This is a genomic window from Kitasatospora sp. CB01950 (assembly GCF_001905465.1).
GTDB lineage: Bacteria > Actinomycetota > Actinomycetes > Streptomycetales > Streptomycetaceae > Kitasatospora.
In genome coordinates this window covers 189,154-204,911 of the sequence record NZ_LISX01000003.1, presented here as the reverse complement: position 1 = coordinate 204,911, position 15,758 = coordinate 189,154, and the positions used below count along the sequence as shown (strand labels likewise).

The following is a 15,758-nucleotide window of genomic DNA, read 5'->3' as shown; positions in this document are numbered from 1 at the left end:
GCCGTCAGGCCGTCAGGCCGTCAGGGAGCGGCTTCGGCCAGCAGGTTCGCCTGCGGGAAGCGCTCGCCCGGGCCGGGCCGGCGGACGCTGCGGGCGGTCTCGGTGAGACCGGCGGTGCGCAGGAGGCTGGCGAGGGTGTCGACGGGCCAGCGGTGGGCGGTGGTGACCTTGTGGTCGAAGGGCACGGGGTGGTCGGTGTCGCCGAGGGAGGGGTCGGCGGCGAAGAAGCCGAGCAGCAGGCGGCCGCCCGGGGCCAGAACGCGGCGCAACTCGCCGAGGGCGTGCGGGACTTCGGCGGGCGGTAGGTGGATCACCGAGTAGCGGGCGAGCACCGCGCCGAGGCTCACGTCGGCGAACGGGAGGGCGAGCAGCGAGCCGCGAACGAACGTGTCGGAGGGCCGGGCACGCCGGGCCTGGGCCAGCATCCCGGCCGACAGGTCGAGCCCGAAAGCATGCACCCCGAGCCCGCCGAGCAGCACCGTCGCCTCGCCCGGTCCGCAACCCAGGTCGCCGACGGGAAGTCCGCGTTGCGCGACGGGCGGCGCCGCGATCAACTCGTGGATCAGCTTCAACTCGTCGTCGCGCCCAGAGAGTTCACCTGCAAACAGGTTCGCGTACAGCTCCGCGACCGCATCGTACGCGCGCCCCACACCGGCCTGGTGGTCCGTCATCCCCGCGCCTCCCGCTCGTCGAAAGCGCCCAGTCTGGGCCCTCGCCCCGGATCGCGCCAACGAGGGCCGGGGCCTGCCGGCTGTACCGGGTCGGGCCGGAGCGGAATCGTCGCGGCGCGAGTCGTCGCGGCGCGAGTCGTCGCGGCGCGAGTCGTCGCGGCGCGAGTCGTCGCGGCGCGAGTCGTCGCGGCGTGGCGCGTGCGCAAAACCGGTTGCCGCCGGGCGGGTGGGGGTGCGTAGACTCCGCCCGTGGCCATCGTTGCGATCTCTCGCCGATTTACCGGCCCCCCGGCTCCCGATGGGCGCCGCTGGGGTCGGGTTTCGTCGCGCCAGTAGGCGGGCGGGGCGGGCCCGGGCGGCGGGTCGTGCCCAGGGGCCGGGGGGTGTGTTGTCCGCCCACCGAATTCCGCCCCGAGGCCCCGGAGGCCGCACCATGTCCACTGCCGTTCCGCTGTCCGCCGATCAGCTCGCCCGTGATCTCGCCGTCCGCGACCTGACCGATCCCGCCGCCGGCCCGCACGCCCTCCAGTTGCTGGTGGAGCGCGCCGCCGGCGCTCTCGCCCGGCTCTGGTCCTGCCGGACGCGGGTGCACCGCGGTGAACGGATCGTCACCGTCGCCGACAACTACGACCACCTCAACTACCGTGCGGACGACGTCACTCGGGACACCCGATACACCCGCTACGTGGACGACCGCCGGATGCTGCGCAGCCACTCCAGCGCCCTCGTCCCGGGCGCGCTGCGTGCACTCGCGGTGGAACCGACTGCCGACGACGTCCTGTTGGTCTGCCCCGGCCTGGTGTACCGCCGCGACAGCATCGACCGGCTGCACACCGGCACCCCGCACCAGCTCGACCTGTGGTACCTCACCCGCCGGCAACTCCCCACCGGCCCGGCCGACTTGACGGGCATGATCGCCGCCCTGGCCGACGCCCTGCTGCCCGGCGCGGCGTACCGCACCGAGGCGCGCGTCCACCCGTACACCCGCGCCGGCCGCCAGCTCGACGTCGAGGCCGGCGGCGAGTGGGTGGAGGTCGCCGAATGCGGGCTCGCCCACCCGGGGGTGCTGGCGGCGGCCGGCCTGGGCCCGGAGTGGAGCGGGCTGGCGCTCGGAATGGGGCTGGACCGGGTGCTGATGCTGCTCAAGGGCATCCCGGACATCCGACTGCTGCGCGCGACCGACCCGGCGGTGATCGCGCAGCTCGCCGATCTCGCCCCGTACCGCCCGGTGTCCGCGCTCCCGCCGATCCGCCGCGACCTGTCGATCGCCGTGGACCGTGCCGACCTCGCGGAGGACCTCGGCGACCGCGTCCGCGACGCCCTCGGCCCGGACGCCGACTGCGTGGAGACCGTGGAGATCCTCTCCACCACCCCGTGCAGCGCTCTCCCCCCGCAGGCCCTGGCCCGCCTCGGCGCCCGCCCCGACCAGCACAACCTGCTCGTCAAGGTCGTCCTGCGCCCCCTCCACCACACCCTGACCGACGCCGAAGCCAACGCCCTGCGCGACCGCGTCTTCGCCGCTCTCCACCAGGGCACCGCCCACCAGTGGGCGACCACCCCCTGACCAGGGCCGCACCGCCGCCACGACCGGCCCCCCGGTGCCTCGCGCCGGGGGGGCCTCGCCACGCCCCACCCCGTCCACCACCGGCCCACCGGCCCGCCGACCCGCCCGGGCCGGTCCAACCCGCCTCCGCCGCACGGGAAGTGAGCGCCTACTGGAGGTGGCGGGCGACGCGCGCCTCCAGCGCGGCCCGGGTCCCCGGCCACTCGCTGTCGATGATCGAGAAGATCGCGGCGTCCCGCAGCCCGCCGTCCTCGCCGGGCGCCCAGGAGCGGCCGGACTTGCGCAGCACGCCCTCGAAGCGGGCCCCGACGGCGGCGATCGCCGCCCGCGAACGGGCGTTGCGGGCATCGGTCTTGAGGTCCACCCGGGCCACGCCCCACTGCTCGAACGCGTGCCGGAACAGCAGCAGCTTCGCCTCGGCGTTGATGCCCGTACCCTGCGCCGAGGCCGCCAGCCAGGTGAACCCGACCTCGACGGCGAACAGCACCTCGCTGTCCGGCAGCGTCCGCGGCTCCCAGTACGCGGTCACCCCGACCGCCCGACCGCCGGCCACCGAGATCTGCGCGTACGGCGCGAGCCGCCCGTCCGCGGCCCGCGCGTGCTGCGCCTCGATGTACCCGGCCACCTCCTCGGCCCGCGGCACCCAGGTGAACCCGTAGCTGTCCCTGGCCTCCCCCACCGCCCGCGCCAACTCCCCCGCGTGGCGCTGCTCCAGCGGCTCCAGCCGCACCAACTGCCCTTCCAGCACCGGCCCTTCGAGTCGGTACCCCATCTGCCGCTCCCCCTGTCGTCCGACCTCGTTCCGCCCGGCAGCCAATCGCCGGGCCCGGGTGGCCGTCAACCGGGTTTCGGCATGCGAACGACGGGCCCGCCCCCGTCCTGGGCGGGCCCGCCGGGTCTGGGACGGGTCAGGCGTCGGAGGCGAGTTGGGCGAGGGTGTCGAGCAGGGCGGTCTCGGTGGCGGCCTTGTCGAGGCCGAGGCCGGTGAGGATGCCGGTGCCGGCCTCGTACTCGAGGAGGGCGAGCAGCAGGTGCTCGGTGCCGACGTAGTTGTGTCCGAGGCGGAGGGCCTCGCGCATGGTCAGTTCGAGGGCCTTCTTGGCGCCGGCGTCGTAGGGGACGAGTTCGGGGGCGTCCTCGACGGCGGGCGGGAAAGCGGCCTCGGCGGCGGCCCGGACGGTGTCGAGAGCGATACCCCGGCCGGTGATGAACGCGGCGCCGAGGCCCTCGGGTTCGGCGAGCAGGCCGATCACCAGGTGCTCGGTGCGGACCTCGTCGTTGTGGGCGTCCTTGGCGGCCTGGTGGGCGGCCATCACGACGTTGCGGGCGCGCGGCGTGAAGCGGTTGAAGCCCTGCGCGGTGTCGATCTCGGTGACCTCGCCGGGGTTCTTGGGGACGAAGCGCTTCTGGGCGGCCTGGCGGGTGACGCCCATGCTGCGGCCGATGTCGGTCCAGGACGCGCCGGAGCGGCGGGCCTGGTCGACGAAGTGGCCGATCAGGTGGTCGGCGATGTCGCCGAGGTGGTCGGCGACCAGGACGGCGTTCGACAGCTGGTCGAGCGCCTCGGGGTAGGAGTTCTTGATGCCCTCGATCAGGTCGTCGAGCCGGATGGAGGGCTTCTTTCCTGTGGTGTCAGCCATGAGGCAACCCTAGGTTGACACCCCAGGACTGTCAACCATCGGTTGACACCCGCCCGGCCACTCCCGATTCCGGCCATCCGCTACTCGCCGGTAGGCGCTGTTTCGGCCGAGTTCACCGACCCGTTCTCCGCTGTCTTGTCCCCGTCACATCGCCCCGAGTTGACTGGCCAACATCCGCCGGCACCCGCCACCCTCCCCCCAGTCCCGGAGCCACGATGCCCGTGTCCCGCGCCGCCCGCCTCGCCGCTGTACTGACCGCCGCAGGCACCCTGTTGACGGCCCCTCAGGCCGTCGCCGCCGCGCACGCCGAGAGCGCCCCGAACACCGTCGCCCCGCTCACCGTCGCCCCGCTGAACGTGCTCAGCTACAACACCTTCCTGATGAGCACCAACCTGTACCCGAACTGGGGCCAGTCCTACCGGGCGCAGGCCATCGCGGGCGCGGACTTCTTCCAGGGCCACGACGTGGTGGTGCTCCAGGAGGCGTTCGACAACGCGACCTCCGACGCGCTGGTGTCGAAGGCCTCGGCCGCGTACCCGTACCACACGCCGGTGGTGGGCCGCTCCACCAGCGGCTGGGACGCCACCTCGGGCAGCTACAGCAGCACGACGCCGGAGGACGGCGGGGTGGTGCTGCTCAGCAAGTGGCCGATCCTGCGCAAGGAGCAGTACGTCTTCAAGGACGCCTGCGGCTCGGACTGGTTCTCCAACAAGGGCTTCGTCTATGCCCAGTTGAATGTGAACGGCCAGCGCACCCACGTGGTCGGCACCCACCTGCAGTCCACCGACTCGGGCTGCTCCACCGGCCAGGCCGCCGACATCCGCGGCAAGCAGCTGCGCGCCATGAAGGCGTTCCTGGACGCCAAGCAGATCCCGGCGAACGAGCCGATCGTGCTGGCCGGCGACCTGAACATCGACTCGCACGGCACCGAGTACCCGGCGCTGCTGTCCAACGGCAACCTGGCCCCGGCCACCACCCGCGACGGCTGGGCGAACTCCTTCGACACGGCCGACAACTCGATCGCCGCCTACCGCTACCCCGGCGACCCCAAGGAGGACCTCGACTACGTCCTCTACCGCGCCGACCACGCCCGCCCGCAGCAGTACACCAACACCGTGCACCGCTTCCACAGCGCGCCGTGGACGGTCAGCAGCTGGGGCACCTCGTACACCTACACCGACCTGTCCGACCACTACCCGCTGATCGCCGGCTGAGCGAGCGCCCGCCCGAACCCGGACGGGTGTCGCCCGAAGGACCTCGGGCGACACCCGTCCCAGCAGGTCGGAAGGGGTCAGCGGCGCGGCTGGGCGAAGCGGACCATGTTGCCGGCCGGGTCGCGGAACGCGCAGTCGCGCACCCCGTACGGCTGGTCCATCGGCTCCTGGAGCACGTCCGCACCGGAGGCCCGGATCTGCTCGAAGGTGGCGTCGCAGTCGGCGGTGCGGAAGTTGACGGCGCGCAGCAGGCCCTTGGCGAGCAGTTCGGCGGCGGCCTGCCGGTCGGCGTCGGTGGCGCCGGGGTCGGCGACCGGCGGTTCCAGCACGACCTCCACGTCGGGCTGGGTGGGCGAGCCGAGCGTCACCCAGCGCATCCCCTCGAAGCCGACGTCGTTGCGCACCTCCAGTCCGAGCGCGTCGCGGTAGAAGCCGAGCGCGGCGTCGTGGTCGTCGACGGCGATGAAGCACTGTGAAAGCTTGATGTCCATGGCCCCGACGCTACTGATCGGCGGCCGCTTCCGCTTCTCCGTTCCTGATCGGCTGCGCAGCCGGCTGCGTGCCCGACCTCGCACCCGGCTACGCACCGGTGGGCGGGCCCGGCTGCGCACCCGACTGCGTCCCGGTCGGCGGGCCCGGCCGGCCCGTGTCGGTGCCCCGGATCGGGCGGGTGAGGTACATCGCCACGCAGGCGGTGATGTGTTCGGCGGCGCTGTGGTCGCGGGCCCGGTAGGCGCTGGGGCTCTCGCCGACGAGTTCGGTGAAGCGAGTGCTGAACGACCCGAGCGAGGTACAGCCGACGGCCATGCAGATCTCGGTGACGGACAGGTCGCCGCGCCGCAGCAGCGTCTTGGCGCGTTCGATGCGGCGGGTCATCAGGTAGCTGTACGGGGTCTCGCCGTACGCGGCGCGGAAGCTGCGCTGGAAGTGGCCGACCGACATCAGCGCGACCTTGGCGAGCGCCGCGACGTCCAACGGTTCGGCGTAGTCGCGGTCCATGGTGTCGCGGGCCTTGCGGAGCCGCTTCAGGTCGTCGATCTGCACGCCGCCCAGGGTAGTGCGCCGCCACGCCGGTCGATCAGCCGTTGATCACCTGTTGATCACACTGCACGGCGCTGACCTGCGGTCATTTCCGTTGATTTGCACGACACTTCGGTGCGTCGCGGCGCACTGCGCGGGTTTCGCGCTGCTAGTTTCGGTGTCACGCGAGGGAGCCCGGTGGAGTGGCCGAGAGGCGAGGCAGCGGCTTGCAGGGCCGTGCACATAGGTTCGATTCCTGTCTCCACCTCCTCGCTCCCTTCGAGGTCCGCCACCCCGCCCGGAAGGCCGGGCGGCGTCCGAGGAGGGAGTGGTTCCCCCATGCCCATCGCCACCGTCAACCCGGCCGACGGCCGCACCGTCGAGGTGTTCGATCCGCTGGACGAGGCAGGTGTCGAGGCCCGGTTGGCCCGCGCCCAGTCCGCGTACGAGTCCTGGCGGCTGACCACCTTCGCGCAGCGCGCCGAACTGATGCACCGCGCCGCCGAGTTGCTGGAGCAGACCAACGAACAGGTCGCCCGCACCATGACGTTGGAGATGGGCAAGCCGCTGGTCCAGGCCCGCGCGGAGGCCGCGAAGTGCGCGAAGGCGATGCGCTGGTACGCGGATCGCGCGGAGGAGCTGCTCGCCGACGAGCACCCGGCGGAGCAGGACGTCAAGGACTCCGGCGGGGTGGCGGCCTCGGTCCAATACCGGCCGCTGGGCCCGGTGCTGGCCGTCATGCCGTGGAACTTCCCTTTCTGGCAGGTCGTGCGGTTCGCCGCGCCCGCGCTGATGGCGGGCAACGTCGGCCTGCTCAAGCACGCGTCGAACGTGCCGCGCACCGCGCTCGCGCTGGAAGAGCTGTTCGCCCGCGCCGGGTTCCCGCAGGGCTGCTTCCAGACGCTGCTGATCCCCTCGCGCGCGGTCGAGGCGGTGATCCGGGACGAGCGGATCACGGCGGTGACGCTGACCGGCAGCGAGGGCGCGGGCCGCGCGGTGGCGCGGGTGGCCGGCGACGAGGTGAAGAAGACCGTCCTCGAACTCGGCGGCAGCGACCCGTTCCTGGTGCTGCCGACGGCCGACCTGCCCGCCGCGATCGCCAAGGCCGTCACGGCCCGGGTGCAGAACAACGGCCAGTCCTGCATCGCGGCGAAGCGTTTCATCGTCCACGCAGACGTCTACGACGCGTTCCTGACCGGATTCACCGAGCGGATGCGGGCGTTGACGGTCGGCGACCCGATGGCGGAGACCACCGACGTCGGCCCGCTCGCCACCGAACAGGGCCGCAGCGACATCGAGGACCTCGTCACCGACGCCGTCCGCCAAGGCGCCGGCCTGGCCTGCGGCGGCACCCGCCCCGGCGACCCGGAGCTGACCGACGGCTGGTACTACCAGCCGACGGTACTCACCGGCATCACGCCCCGGATGCGCATCCACCACGAGGAGGCGTTCGGCCCGGTCGCCACCGTTTACCGGGCCGGCGACCTGGACGAGGCACTGGCGATCGCCAACGACTCACCGTTCGGCCTGAGTTCCACCGTCTGGACGCGCGACGAGAACGACCGCCGCCGCTGCGCCCGCGACCTGCGCGCCGGCGGCGTCTTCTTCAACGGCATGACCGCCTCCCACCCGGCCTTCCCGTTCGGCGGCATCAAGCGCTCCGGCTACGGCCGGGAGCTGTCCGGCCACGGCATCCGCGAGTTCTGCAACATCACCACGGTCTGGTCGGGCAGTTAGGGCCGGTCTTCAAACCCCCGCCTGCCTGCCGGGGGCGGTTGTTTCGGCGGCTTCGGCGCGCACGCGCAGCAGGTGGTCGATGTCGCCGAGGCGGCCCCAGCCGGGGCTGTTCATGTTCTTGATGCCGGAGCGGATCTCTTCGAGGGCCGCCCGGCCGCCTTCGTCGCCGCGCAGGGCGAGTCCGGCGGCGGCCTTCAGGCGGGCGTCGAAGTGCGGGTCCGCCAGGTGGGCGGCAAGGGCGGCGCGCAGGTCCGGGGTGTCGGCAGTGGCGGTGGCGAGCCGGTCGAGCGCGTTCATCCGGGTCACGGGCACGGGGTCGTCGGCCAGGTGCAGAAGGGCGGCGAGGGCTTCGTCGTGTTCGGCGGTGTTGGTGTGGAGGATCCCGCAGACGCACGCCCGGACGCCCGGGTCGGCATGGTGGGCGTGGTCCAGGATCGCTGCGACCGTGTCTCCGGAGGAGTAGGAGGTGAAGGCGGCAATGGCGAGGGCGAGGGTGCAGGGGTCCTGTTCGCTGTGCAGCAGCGGGCGCAGGAAGTCCTCCGCCTCGCGGGCGAAGGGGAGTTCGGCGTCGGGCTCCTCCGCGAAGATGCCGAACGCGAACACCAACTGCTTCATCGTGTCGAGGCCGAAGCGCCTGCGGCCGAGGTCGGATGCGTCCCGGGCGGCTTCGAGGGCCCAGTCGAAGGTCTCCCGGCCGGTCCGGCGCCCCAGGTGGAAGACCGAGACGAACCAGTCGTCGTGGTCGGGGTCGGCGTGCACGAGGGCGCGGGCCATCAGCTCGTCCGGCGGGCGGTGGACGCCCAGTTCGGCCTCCATGTCGGTGACGATCGCCCGGTACGCGGGCGGCGGTTCTGCCCCCGCACCTGCGCCGGACGCGAGCGCGTCCTGTGCGATGCGGAGCGCACGCCGGTGCGGGCTGTCGCTGCTCAGCGGATCGCGGCTGCGGGACAGCAGCGCCTGCAGCACCCCGTACCGGCCGTTCTCGGCCGCCCAGGTCACGGGGTCGACGCCGTCGTCCCAGGGGCGGGTCACGTCCACACCCCGGAGGACCAGATGGTCGACGACCCGCTGGCGTCCGGCCCTCGCGGCGGCGGCCAGCAGGGTCACGGCGTCCTCACCGGCCAGGTCGTCCGCAGTAGCGCCGTACAGGAGTTCGCGTGCCGTGTCGTCGTCTCCGCGTTCGACGGCAGCCAGTAGCAGGGGCAGATCCACCGGCCGATCATGCCTGTCTGCCGGGCAGCGGCGCGAACGAGTTTCCGACCGGCCCCAGCGCTGTTCACGACTGCCCACGGCCTGTCTCCGCGCATGCTTGCCGCGGGGCGGAATTCCTTGGCCCTGCGAGGAGTTGACGGAAGGACAGAGCAGTACCGGCGGATCGGGAAAGGCGGTGGCACGGATGGTGCGTGCAGTGTGGAACGGTGCAGTACTGGCCGAGTCCGAGGACACGGTGCTGGTGGAGGGCAACCACTACTTCGCGCCGGAAGCGCTGAACCGGGACTTCTTCGTTCCCAGTGACACCACGACGGTCTGCCCCTGGAAGGGCACCGCCCGCTACTGGACGGTCTCGGTGGACGGCGCCGAGAACCCGGACGCCGCCTGGTACTACCCGGAGCCGAAGCCGGAGGCCGAGCACGTCCGCGACCGGGTCGCCTTCTGGCGCGGGGTCGACGTCACCACGGCCGAGTAACCGCACCGCAGGCCGGGGCGGCCGGCCGGCTGCCAGGTCATGACCGGGGCGGTGCTCCGACGCCGCCGTCAGTGGTGGCGTCAGCGGCGGCGGCGTTCGCCGGGGCCGCCCCGGGAAGCGGGTTCCGGGCGACGAGGTCGAGCAGCCCCGGGAAGCGGGCCTCCAGGTCGTCCCGGCACAGGTGCGCCTTCCTGCTGTTGCCCCGGCGTCCTCGGCTCCGCCCTGTTCGTCCTCGCGGTGCTGCTGCTCACCACCGGCATCGTGCAGGGTTCGCAGTGGGGCTGGGCCGGCCCAGGCGTGCTCGGCCTGTTCGCCGGGACGATCGTCGTCCTCGCGGTCTTCGCCGCGGTGGAGAAGCGCCAGGAGCACCCGATGCTCGACCTGAGCATCGTCGCCGACCGCCGGTTCATGGCGCTCTGCCTGGTGCCGGTGGCCGGCTCGTTCGGCTTCGTCACCATGTTGACCTACCTGCCCGGCTACCTCACCGCCGCCGGCGGCTACTCCAGCTGCGCGGCCGGTGCGACCATGCTGATGCTGACGGTCCTGATGCCGGTCTTCCCGCTGGTGGCCGCCAGGTTGGTCGCCAAGGGCGTCTCGGCGATGGGCGTCATCCGCCTGAGCCTGGTCCTCCTGGTGGTCGGCGTCGCCGGACTCGAACTCTTCGATCCCGCCGTCGACCTCGCCCTGGTCTCCCTGCCGATGGTGATCACCGGCACCGGCTACGCCCTCGCGGCCGGCCTCGTCGACGGCCGGGCGCTGGAGCTCGTCGCCCCGGAGCGGGCCGGCATGGCCGCCGGCTTCCTCAACACCATGCGCCTCGGCAGCGAGGCCGTCGCCGTGGCCGTCTACGGCTCGCTGCTCGCGACCGTCGTCAACGGCAGGACCCAGGACGGCATCGCCGGCTATGCCGGCGCCGACGACCCGACCGCCGTCGCCGGGGCCGTCGCGAGCGGCAACATCTCCGGCCCGGCCGAGCACGTCACGGAGGCGCAGCGCAGCAGCTTCACCGACCTCCTGGTCCACGCGTACGACGGTGCGTTCCACACCGTTCTGTGGGTGCTCGGCGGCATCTGCCTGGCGCTGCTGGTGATCAGCACGGCACTGCTGAGCGGCCGCAAGTCCGAGCGGGCAGAGGTCGGTTGACCTCGAGCGCGCGGTGCAGCGGGCGGCCCGCGGGTCACGGGTTCAGGGTCGGCGGCGCGTCGTACAGGCTGCCCCTGCCGGGGCGCAGAACAGCACCGACCCGACAGAGGCCCGCTCCCCGGTCACGCCGCGTGACGGGCGCGTGACTGGTTCGGGTGGGCGTGCTCGTGGCGGCCCCAGAATTGCGAGACGAAGGCCACCACGGTCACGCCCCACACCACCGCGAACACGATCAGCAGCCACAGTTCGGTCACCTGCGGGGCGACCAGCGCCAGGCCCAGCGAGAGGGCCAGCAGGAAGACCAACGAGGAGTTGTGCTTGTCGGTCAGCCAGGCAATCGTCCCCCGTACCGGACGGGGACCCGAGGCTCCGGCAACAGTCGCGGGCATCGCTCTCACCTCCGCAGAGTTCGACATCCGTTCGAGTATCCCGCCGGTCGGTGTTCACGGCAGCCCGGTAGCATCGCCGCGAACACCGACTGGGGGGATCGCGAGTGTCGCTACGCGGGGGGCTGCGCAGCCTGGAACGCCAGGCGTCCGCGCTGCCGGACGGCGCCGAACTGTTCCGGTTGCGACCGGACGGGCGGGTGCTGCGTGCCGACCGGGCGGGCGTGCGGGAACTCGGCCCGCAGGACCCGGACAGCGGGCTGCTGCGCTTCATCGACGAGCAGCAGTACGCGCACTACTTCATCGGCGACGCGGCGACCTCCCCGGAGCGCCCGTCGAACGCCACCTACAAGCTGGGCCTGGTCGCGCCGCACACCGCGTTCACGCCGCACGCGCACGGCGGCGAGCACCTGGTGCTGGCGCTCGGCCCCGCGTCCTGCGGGCTGTACGACGCGCGCCGCCGCCGGGTCGTGGCCGTCGATCTGGCGCCCGGCACGCTGATCCGCATCCCCGAGCTGATGCCGCACTCGTTCGGCAACCGCAGCGGCAAGCGGCTGGCAATCCTGGCCGCGAACACCGGTTACGGCATCGACCACGAGGACTACGCGATCACCGCGGAGGTCGCCGAGCAGCGCGGCGAGCAGGAACTCGCGTCCGCCCTGCGGGAGGTGACGTCCCGGCAGCGGGTGGGTACGGTGAGCGTGCGGGAGCGGTTGGCGCACCGGCTGCACCGGATCGCGGCGGCGCTGGAGGACTCCCGTTGAGCGCGCGCCCGGCCTCCCCCGATTTCCCGTACTTCCCCGACCGCTCCGACGTCCCCAACTCTCCCGACCGCTCCGACGTCCCCAACTCTCCCGCCCGCTCCGACTTCTCCGGCTCTCCCGCCCGCTCCGACTTCTCCGGCTCTCCCGACCGCTCCGACTTCTCCGACCGACCGGCCGATCGAGCACGCCCGATGACGCGGGGGGAAGCCCGATGATCTGTCCGCACTGCCAGACCGACCTGCTGCAGCGCAACCGCCCCGGGCACCGCTGCTCGCACTGCGGCAAGACCTTCGCGCTGGACCCGAAGGTGGAACCGGGCCGCCTGCACGACAGCAAGTTCCGCGAGCTGGTGGCCAAGGGCACCGGCGGCACGCTGAAGATCACCGTCGAGCAGCTGTACTGGCTCAACGAGCGCCGCCTGCACCGCTTTCCGGATGCCATGGAGCGCCAGGGCACTGTCGTGGCGGGCGTCACGCTGACGGTGGTCGCGGTGGTGGCGGGGGCGATCGCGGCCGGCGTCGGCAGCTTCGTCTGGTTCCTGCTGGGCCCGGTCGCGCTGATCGCCGCCGCCTTCGCGCTGCAGCAGTTCGTCGGCTCCCGGCGGCTGAAGTCCGAGAGTCCGCTGACTCCCAGGGTCCGTCGGAACGAGTTCCAGCGCGCGGTGATCGACCGCTGGCGGGCGGTCTACGGCACGCTGCCGGGCGGGCTGCTGGAACACCCGCCGACCACCGCCGGGCCCAGCACCGTCAAGGCCCGGGCCGTGGTGCTGTGCGAAGTCCCGTCCGTGGCGGCCTTCCTGCGCGCCAACGACTTCCCCGAGCGTCAACAGGTGCTGCTGGTCACGGAGTTGGCGAAGGTGCCGGCCGAGCTGCCGGTGGTGGTGCTGCGCGACCTCTCGCTGGTGGCGCTGGAGCGCACGGTGACGATCCGGGCGAAACTGCACGGCCGACGTGTGGTGGACGCCGGGCTCGCGCCGCGCGCCGTGTTCGCGCCCGCGAAGGCGGTGCGCCTGCACGACGCGCCGAGGCGGACGGCGCCCTGGACGCTGGCGGCCTCGCCCGGTTGGCAGCGCCTGACCGAGCAGGAACGGAACTGGCTCACGGACGGCTGGGACTGCCCGCTGATCACGCTGCCACCCGCCAAGCTGCTCGCCCTCGCCGAGAAGGCCGTCGGACGGGCCGTCCAGCGGGCCGTCGCCCCCGTGCCGGCGCAGGAGACTCCCGCGCAGACCCGGCGCCGCGCCGAGCGGATCGGCTTCCTCAGCTGGCCGGCGGCACCGCCTGCGGGCGGTGCCGGATGATCTGCCCGCACTGCCGGACCAGCCTGAACCGGCGCGAACGCCCCGGGCACCGCTGCTCGCGCTGCCGCCGGACGTTCGCGCTGGACCCGAAGGTCGAGCCCGGCCGCCTGCACGACATCAAGTTCCGCGAGCTGGTGGCCAAGGGCACCGGCGGCCGGCTGCAGATCACCGTCGAGCAGCTGTACTGGCTCAACGAGCGCCGCCTGTACGGTTTTCCGGGCCCCCGCGACCGCCGTCGACACATCGTGTCCGGCTCCCTCGCCACCACGGCGGCACTGGGAGCCGCCGCGGTCGCGGTCCTCGCCGACGCACCCCTCCTACCGGGCGCGATCGCGCTGTTCGCGGCCGGGCGCGCGATCCAGGACTTCCACGCCGTATGGCGCATGCGCGCCGGGGCCCCGCTGCATCCCAAGCTGTCGCCGATCCGGTTCCAGTACCAATTGATCGACCGGTGGCGCGAGGTCTACGGTGCCCTCCCGCCCGGGCTGGTGGAGCACCCGCCGAACGCCACCCCAACTCCCGCCCTGGTCAAGACCCGTGCCGTGGTGCTGTGCGAACTCTCGGCCGTGACCGCCTTTCTGCGCGCCAACGACTTCGTCGGACGCCACCAGGTGCTGCTGGTCGACGAGTTGGCGAAGGTCCCGGCCGGCCTGCCGGTGGTGGTGCTGCGCGACCTCTCGCTGTCCGCGCTCACCCGCACGGTGGCGATCCGCGCCGCACTGCCCGGACGCCGGGTGGTCGACGCCGGACTCACGCCGCGCGCCGTCCTCGAACCCGCCAAGGCGATACGCCTGCTCGACCTGCGCAAACCCCAGGTACCGGCGGCGCTGGCCGCCGCACCCGGCTGGCAGCGCCTGACCGGTCGCGAACGAGCCTGGCTGACCTCCGGCCGATACTCCCCACTGATCACGCTGCCGCCCACGAAGCTCCTCGCCCTCGCCGAGAAGGCCGTCCACCGCGCCACCACCGCACCCCCGTCGGAACCCGCCGACCAGACCCGCCGCCGCGCCCAACAGATCGGCTTCCTCACCTGGCCCACCGCCCCGCCAACGGACGGTGCTGCCCGATGACCCACGAATCCAGCCTGCGCCCGATACCCGGCGCGGCCCACCGGACGGGCACCGAGCGCTACGCACAGCACGGGCAACTGCCCTGCACCACACGCCACTTGCCCGACGAGGCGAGCAACACCACCCGCCCGCTGCTGTCCGCCGGACGCTTCGCGGGCGCGCTCGCCCGGCAGCCCCAGCCTCCTGCACCCGGCATCCCCCATGCTCGTGCCGTAGTACTGCGCAGACTCCCGACCGCGACAACCTCCCGGCCCGCCGCACAGCCCGGCCACCACGCAACGGACGCCGCCCACGCCGCACCGAAGGTCTTCCTGCGCCGCCACACCGGGCAGGCCACCTCCCCCACTCCGCCCAAGCCACTTCCGACACGAAGCCCGACCACCGACGCCCGCACCGTGGCGCGGAGCGAGGCCCTGACCACGGCCACCGTCCTGCACGCCAACGCCTCCCCCGACCGCCAACAGGCGGCACCAGCGCACGCATTGACGCTGGCCACGGCCACACCGCCGCCCGCCATCCACGCCGCACAGGCCAGCCACCACGCAACGGACGCCGCCCTCGCCGCACCGACGGTCGACACACGCCGCCACACCGGTCAGACCACCCGCCCCACACCGCCTGAGGCACCGCCTGAGGCACCGCCCGAGGCACCGCCCGAGGCTCCGCCCGCACAACGCCCGACCGCCGATACCGCTTCGGCCCTGACCGTGGGAGGTGCCCGATGACGAGCGGACGCAGCCCGATCCCGATCCCCGACCGGCTCCTCGATCATGCCGTCCGCCGGGCTGCCGATCGCTGCGCGCAGCCCGGCCAACTCGCATTCACCGCACGCCAGTTGTACTACGAGACCGACCGGACGCTGTTCCCGCTGCACCACGGCCCGCACCGGCTGCGGTACACCACTCGGCCGCTGCTGTCCCCCGGACGCTTCGCGGGCGCGCTCGCCCGGCAGCCCCAACTGCCGGTCCTGCCGGACGTGGTGGAGCCGCGTCCGCACCGGCCGGGGCCGGAGGGCGACCTGTACGACTACGCGTTTCTCCGGCTGCTGGTCTGCCAGGACCCGGCGATCGCCGCGATGCTGCTGGCCAACCGCATCCACCTGGAGGGGGCGTGCCCGATCCTCACCCCGGAGCGGTTGCCGTTGGACGCCCGGCTGCTGGCCGCGCTGGAGCGGGCGGACGGCGCGGTGGTGCACGTGCTGCACGACGCCTCGCCCGTCGGACTCCGGCTCTTCTCGCGGGTGCGCGAGCACGCCGGCCCCCGGCTGCGGGTGCGGACCATGGGCCTGCTGCCACGCCACGCCGCCGCCTTGCACCTGGCCGCGCTCGTCGGCCAACCCCGGTGCGAGGCGGACGAGTTGCCGTCCGAACTGCCCGCCGCGGAGCGGGCCTGGCTGGCCCGGGGCCGGGTCGCGGAGCTCGCGGCCGTCCGTCCCGCCCGGCTGCTGCGGACCGTGCTGCGCACCGTCCGCGGTGGCGGTTTCGCCCCTCCCGCCCGTCCGGCCGCGCCCACCCGGGCCCGCGACACCGGCTTCCTGACCTGGCCGACGCCCTGACCCCCGA

At 73.1% G+C, this 15,758-nt stretch carries 17 protein-coding genes and 1 tRNA gene; 11 read left to right on the top strand and 7 right to left on the bottom strand.

Features of this window, described 5'->3' with window-relative positions; genetic code table 11:
* Positions 1 to 20: 20 nt before the first annotated feature.
* Positions 21 to 671: a class I SAM-dependent methyltransferase gene (locus AMK19_RS09570; RefSeq protein ID WP_073810081.1), complete on the bottom strand. Its 651-nt coding sequence runs from the start codon at positions 669 to 671 to the stop codon at positions 21 to 23.
* Positions 672 to 1,104: 433 nt separating this feature from the next.
* On the opposite strand from AMK19_RS09570, the gene srmL reads away from it, so the two are divergent.
* Positions 1,105 to 2,235, top strand: a complete 1,131-nt coding sequence (gene srmL / locus AMK19_RS09565) for a PheS-related mystery ligase SrmL (RefSeq protein ID WP_073810079.1) — start codon at positions 1,105 to 1,107, stop codon at positions 2,233 to 2,235.
* Positions 2,236 to 2,383: 148 nt separating this feature from the next.
* Here srmL and AMK19_RS09560 read toward each other — a convergent pair whose 3' ends face one another.
* The gene (locus AMK19_RS09560) at positions 2,384 to 3,007 is read right to left on the bottom strand and encodes a GNAT family N-acetyltransferase (RefSeq protein WP_073810078.1); all 624 of its coding nucleotides are present in this window, start codon (positions 3,005 to 3,007) and stop codon (positions 2,384 to 2,386) included.
* 136 nt (positions 3,008 to 3,143) lie between these two features.
* Positions 3,144 to 3,875: a Clp protease N-terminal domain-containing protein gene (locus AMK19_RS09555; RefSeq protein ID WP_073810077.1), complete on the bottom strand. Its 732-nt coding sequence runs from the start codon at positions 3,873 to 3,875 to the stop codon at positions 3,144 to 3,146.
* A gap of 215 nt (positions 3,876 to 4,090) precedes the next feature.
* On the opposite strand from AMK19_RS09555, the gene sph reads away from it, so the two are divergent.
* Positions 4,091 to 5,089, top strand: a complete 999-nt coding sequence (gene sph, locus AMK19_RS09550; protein WP_073810075.1) for a sphingomyelin phosphodiesterase — start codon at positions 4,091 to 4,093, stop codon at positions 5,087 to 5,089.
* A gap of 77 nt (positions 5,090 to 5,166) precedes the next feature.
* On the opposite strand, the gene AMK19_RS09545 is transcribed toward sph, so the two are convergent.
* Positions 5,167 to 5,580: a VOC family protein gene (locus AMK19_RS09545; RefSeq protein WP_043907915.1), complete on the bottom strand. Its 414-nt coding sequence runs from the start codon at positions 5,578 to 5,580 to the stop codon at positions 5,167 to 5,169.
* Between the two features lie 88 nt (positions 5,581 to 5,668).
* Complete coding sequence (locus tag AMK19_RS09540) at positions 5,669 to 6,133, bottom strand: helix-turn-helix transcriptional regulator (RefSeq protein ID WP_073810074.1); 465 nt, start codon at positions 6,131 to 6,133, stop codon at positions 5,669 to 5,671.
* 173 nt (positions 6,134 to 6,306) lie between these two features.
* On the opposite strand from AMK19_RS09540, the gene AMK19_RS09535 reads away from it, so the two are divergent.
* Positions 6,307 to 6,377, top strand: a tRNA-Cys gene (locus AMK19_RS09535).
* A gap of 71 nt (positions 6,378 to 6,448) precedes the next feature.
* Positions 6,449 to 7,846, top strand: a complete 1,398-nt coding sequence (locus AMK19_RS09530) for an NADP-dependent succinic semialdehyde dehydrogenase (protein WP_073810072.1) — start codon at positions 6,449 to 6,451, stop codon at positions 7,844 to 7,846.
* Positions 7,847 to 7,855: 9 nt separating this feature from the next.
* On the opposite strand, the gene AMK19_RS09525 is transcribed toward AMK19_RS09530, so the two are convergent.
* The gene (locus AMK19_RS09525) at positions 7,856 to 9,058 is read right to left on the bottom strand and encodes an ankyrin repeat domain-containing protein (protein WP_073810071.1); all 1,203 of its coding nucleotides are present in this window, start codon (positions 9,056 to 9,058) and stop codon (positions 7,856 to 7,858) included.
* A 184-nt stretch (positions 9,059 to 9,242) separates the two neighbouring features.
* On the opposite strand from AMK19_RS09525, the gene AMK19_RS09520 reads away from it, so the two are divergent.
* On the top strand, positions 9,243 to 9,533 hold the full coding sequence (locus AMK19_RS09520; protein ID WP_073810069.1) for a DUF427 domain-containing protein: 291 nt from the start codon (positions 9,243 to 9,245) through the stop codon (positions 9,531 to 9,533).
* Between the two features lie 237 nt (positions 9,534 to 9,770).
* Entirely contained in the window at positions 9,771 to 10,676 is a 906-nt protein-coding gene (locus tag AMK19_RS09510; RefSeq protein ID WP_073810068.1) for an MFS transporter, read from the top strand.
* A 122-nt stretch (positions 10,677 to 10,798) separates the two neighbouring features.
* Here the strand turns inward: AMK19_RS09510 and AMK19_RS09505 are convergent, their stop codons facing one another.
* On the bottom strand, positions 10,799 to 11,065 hold the full coding sequence (locus AMK19_RS09505; RefSeq protein ID WP_143200133.1) for a hypothetical protein: 267 nt from the start codon (positions 11,063 to 11,065) through the stop codon (positions 10,799 to 10,801).
* A gap of 104 nt (positions 11,066 to 11,169) precedes the next feature.
* Here AMK19_RS09505 and AMK19_RS09500 point away from each other — a divergent pair, with 104 nt between their 5' ends.
* The 5 genes from AMK19_RS09500 (at position 11,170) to AMK19_RS09485 (ending at position 15,751) form a co-directional block, all read left to right on the top strand.
* A complete protein-coding gene (locus AMK19_RS09500) occupies positions 11,170 to 11,826 on the top strand; it encodes a hypothetical protein (RefSeq protein WP_073810064.1) in 657 nt (218 codons plus the stop codon).
* Positions 11,823 to 12,041 carry a hypothetical protein gene (locus AMK19_RS36750; protein WP_143200132.1) on the top strand — a complete coding sequence of 73 codons (219 nt, stop codon included), beginning with the start codon at positions 11,823 to 11,825 and terminating at the stop codon, positions 12,039 to 12,041. Before AMK19_RS09500 ends, AMK19_RS36750 begins: the two co-directional genes overlap by 4 nt.
* Complete coding sequence (locus AMK19_RS09495; protein WP_073810063.1) at positions 12,038 to 13,126, top strand: hypothetical protein; 1,089 nt, start codon at positions 12,038 to 12,040, stop codon at positions 13,124 to 13,126. The genes AMK19_RS36750 and AMK19_RS09495 overlap by 4 nt, the downstream gene beginning before the upstream one ends.
* Positions 13,123 to 14,196 carry a hypothetical protein gene (locus AMK19_RS09490; protein WP_073810061.1) on the top strand — a complete coding sequence of 358 codons (1,074 nt, stop codon included), beginning with the start codon at positions 13,123 to 13,125 and terminating at the stop codon, positions 14,194 to 14,196. Before AMK19_RS09495 ends, AMK19_RS09490 begins: the two co-directional genes overlap by 4 nt.
* A 721-nt stretch (positions 14,197 to 14,917) precedes the next feature.
* Positions 14,918 to 15,751, top strand: a complete 834-nt coding sequence (locus tag AMK19_RS09485) for a hypothetical protein (RefSeq protein ID WP_241844315.1) — start codon at positions 14,918 to 14,920, stop codon at positions 15,749 to 15,751.
* Positions 15,752 to 15,758 lie beyond the last annotated feature (7 nt).

Bases quoted from the DNA above. Each gene is read 5' to 3' on its own strand.
- AMK19_RS09570 (WP_073810081.1), bottom strand. From the start codon at position 671: ATGACGGACCACCAGGCCGGTGTGGGGCGCGCGTACGATGCGGTCGCG.
- srmL (WP_073810079.1), top strand. From the start codon at position 1,105: ATGTCCACTGCCGTTCCGCTGTCCGCCGATCAGCTCGCCCGTGATCTC.
- AMK19_RS09560 (WP_073810078.1), bottom strand. From the start codon at position 3,007: ATGGGGTACCGACTCGAAGGGCCGGTGCTGGAAGGGCAGTTGGTGCGG.
- AMK19_RS09555 (WP_073810077.1), bottom strand. From the start codon at position 3,875: ATGGCTGACACCACAGGAAAGAAGCCCTCCATCCGGCTCGACGACCTG.
- sph (WP_073810075.1), top strand. From the start codon at position 4,091: ATGCCCGTGTCCCGCGCCGCCCGCCTCGCCGCTGTACTGACCGCCGCA.
- AMK19_RS09545 (WP_043907915.1), bottom strand. From the start codon at position 5,580: ATGGACATCAAGCTTTCACAGTGCTTCATCGCCGTCGACGACCACGAC.
- AMK19_RS09530 (WP_073810072.1), top strand. From the start codon at position 6,449: ATGCCCATCGCCACCGTCAACCCGGCCGACGGCCGCACCGTCGAGGTG.
- AMK19_RS09520 (WP_073810069.1), top strand. From the start codon at position 9,243: ATGGTGCGTGCAGTGTGGAACGGTGCAGTACTGGCCGAGTCCGAGGAC.
- AMK19_RS09505 (WP_143200133.1), bottom strand. From the start codon at position 11,065: ATGCCCGCGACTGTTGCCGGAGCCTCGGGTCCCCGTCCGGTACGGGGG.
- AMK19_RS09495 (WP_073810063.1), top strand. From the start codon at position 12,038: ATGATCTGTCCGCACTGCCAGACCGACCTGCTGCAGCGCAACCGCCCC.
- AMK19_RS09490 (WP_073810061.1), top strand. From the start codon at position 13,123: ATGATCTGCCCGCACTGCCGGACCAGCCTGAACCGGCGCGAACGCCCC.
- AMK19_RS09485 (WP_241844315.1), top strand. From the start codon at position 14,918: ATGACGAGCGGACGCAGCCCGATCCCGATCCCCGACCGGCTCCTCGAT.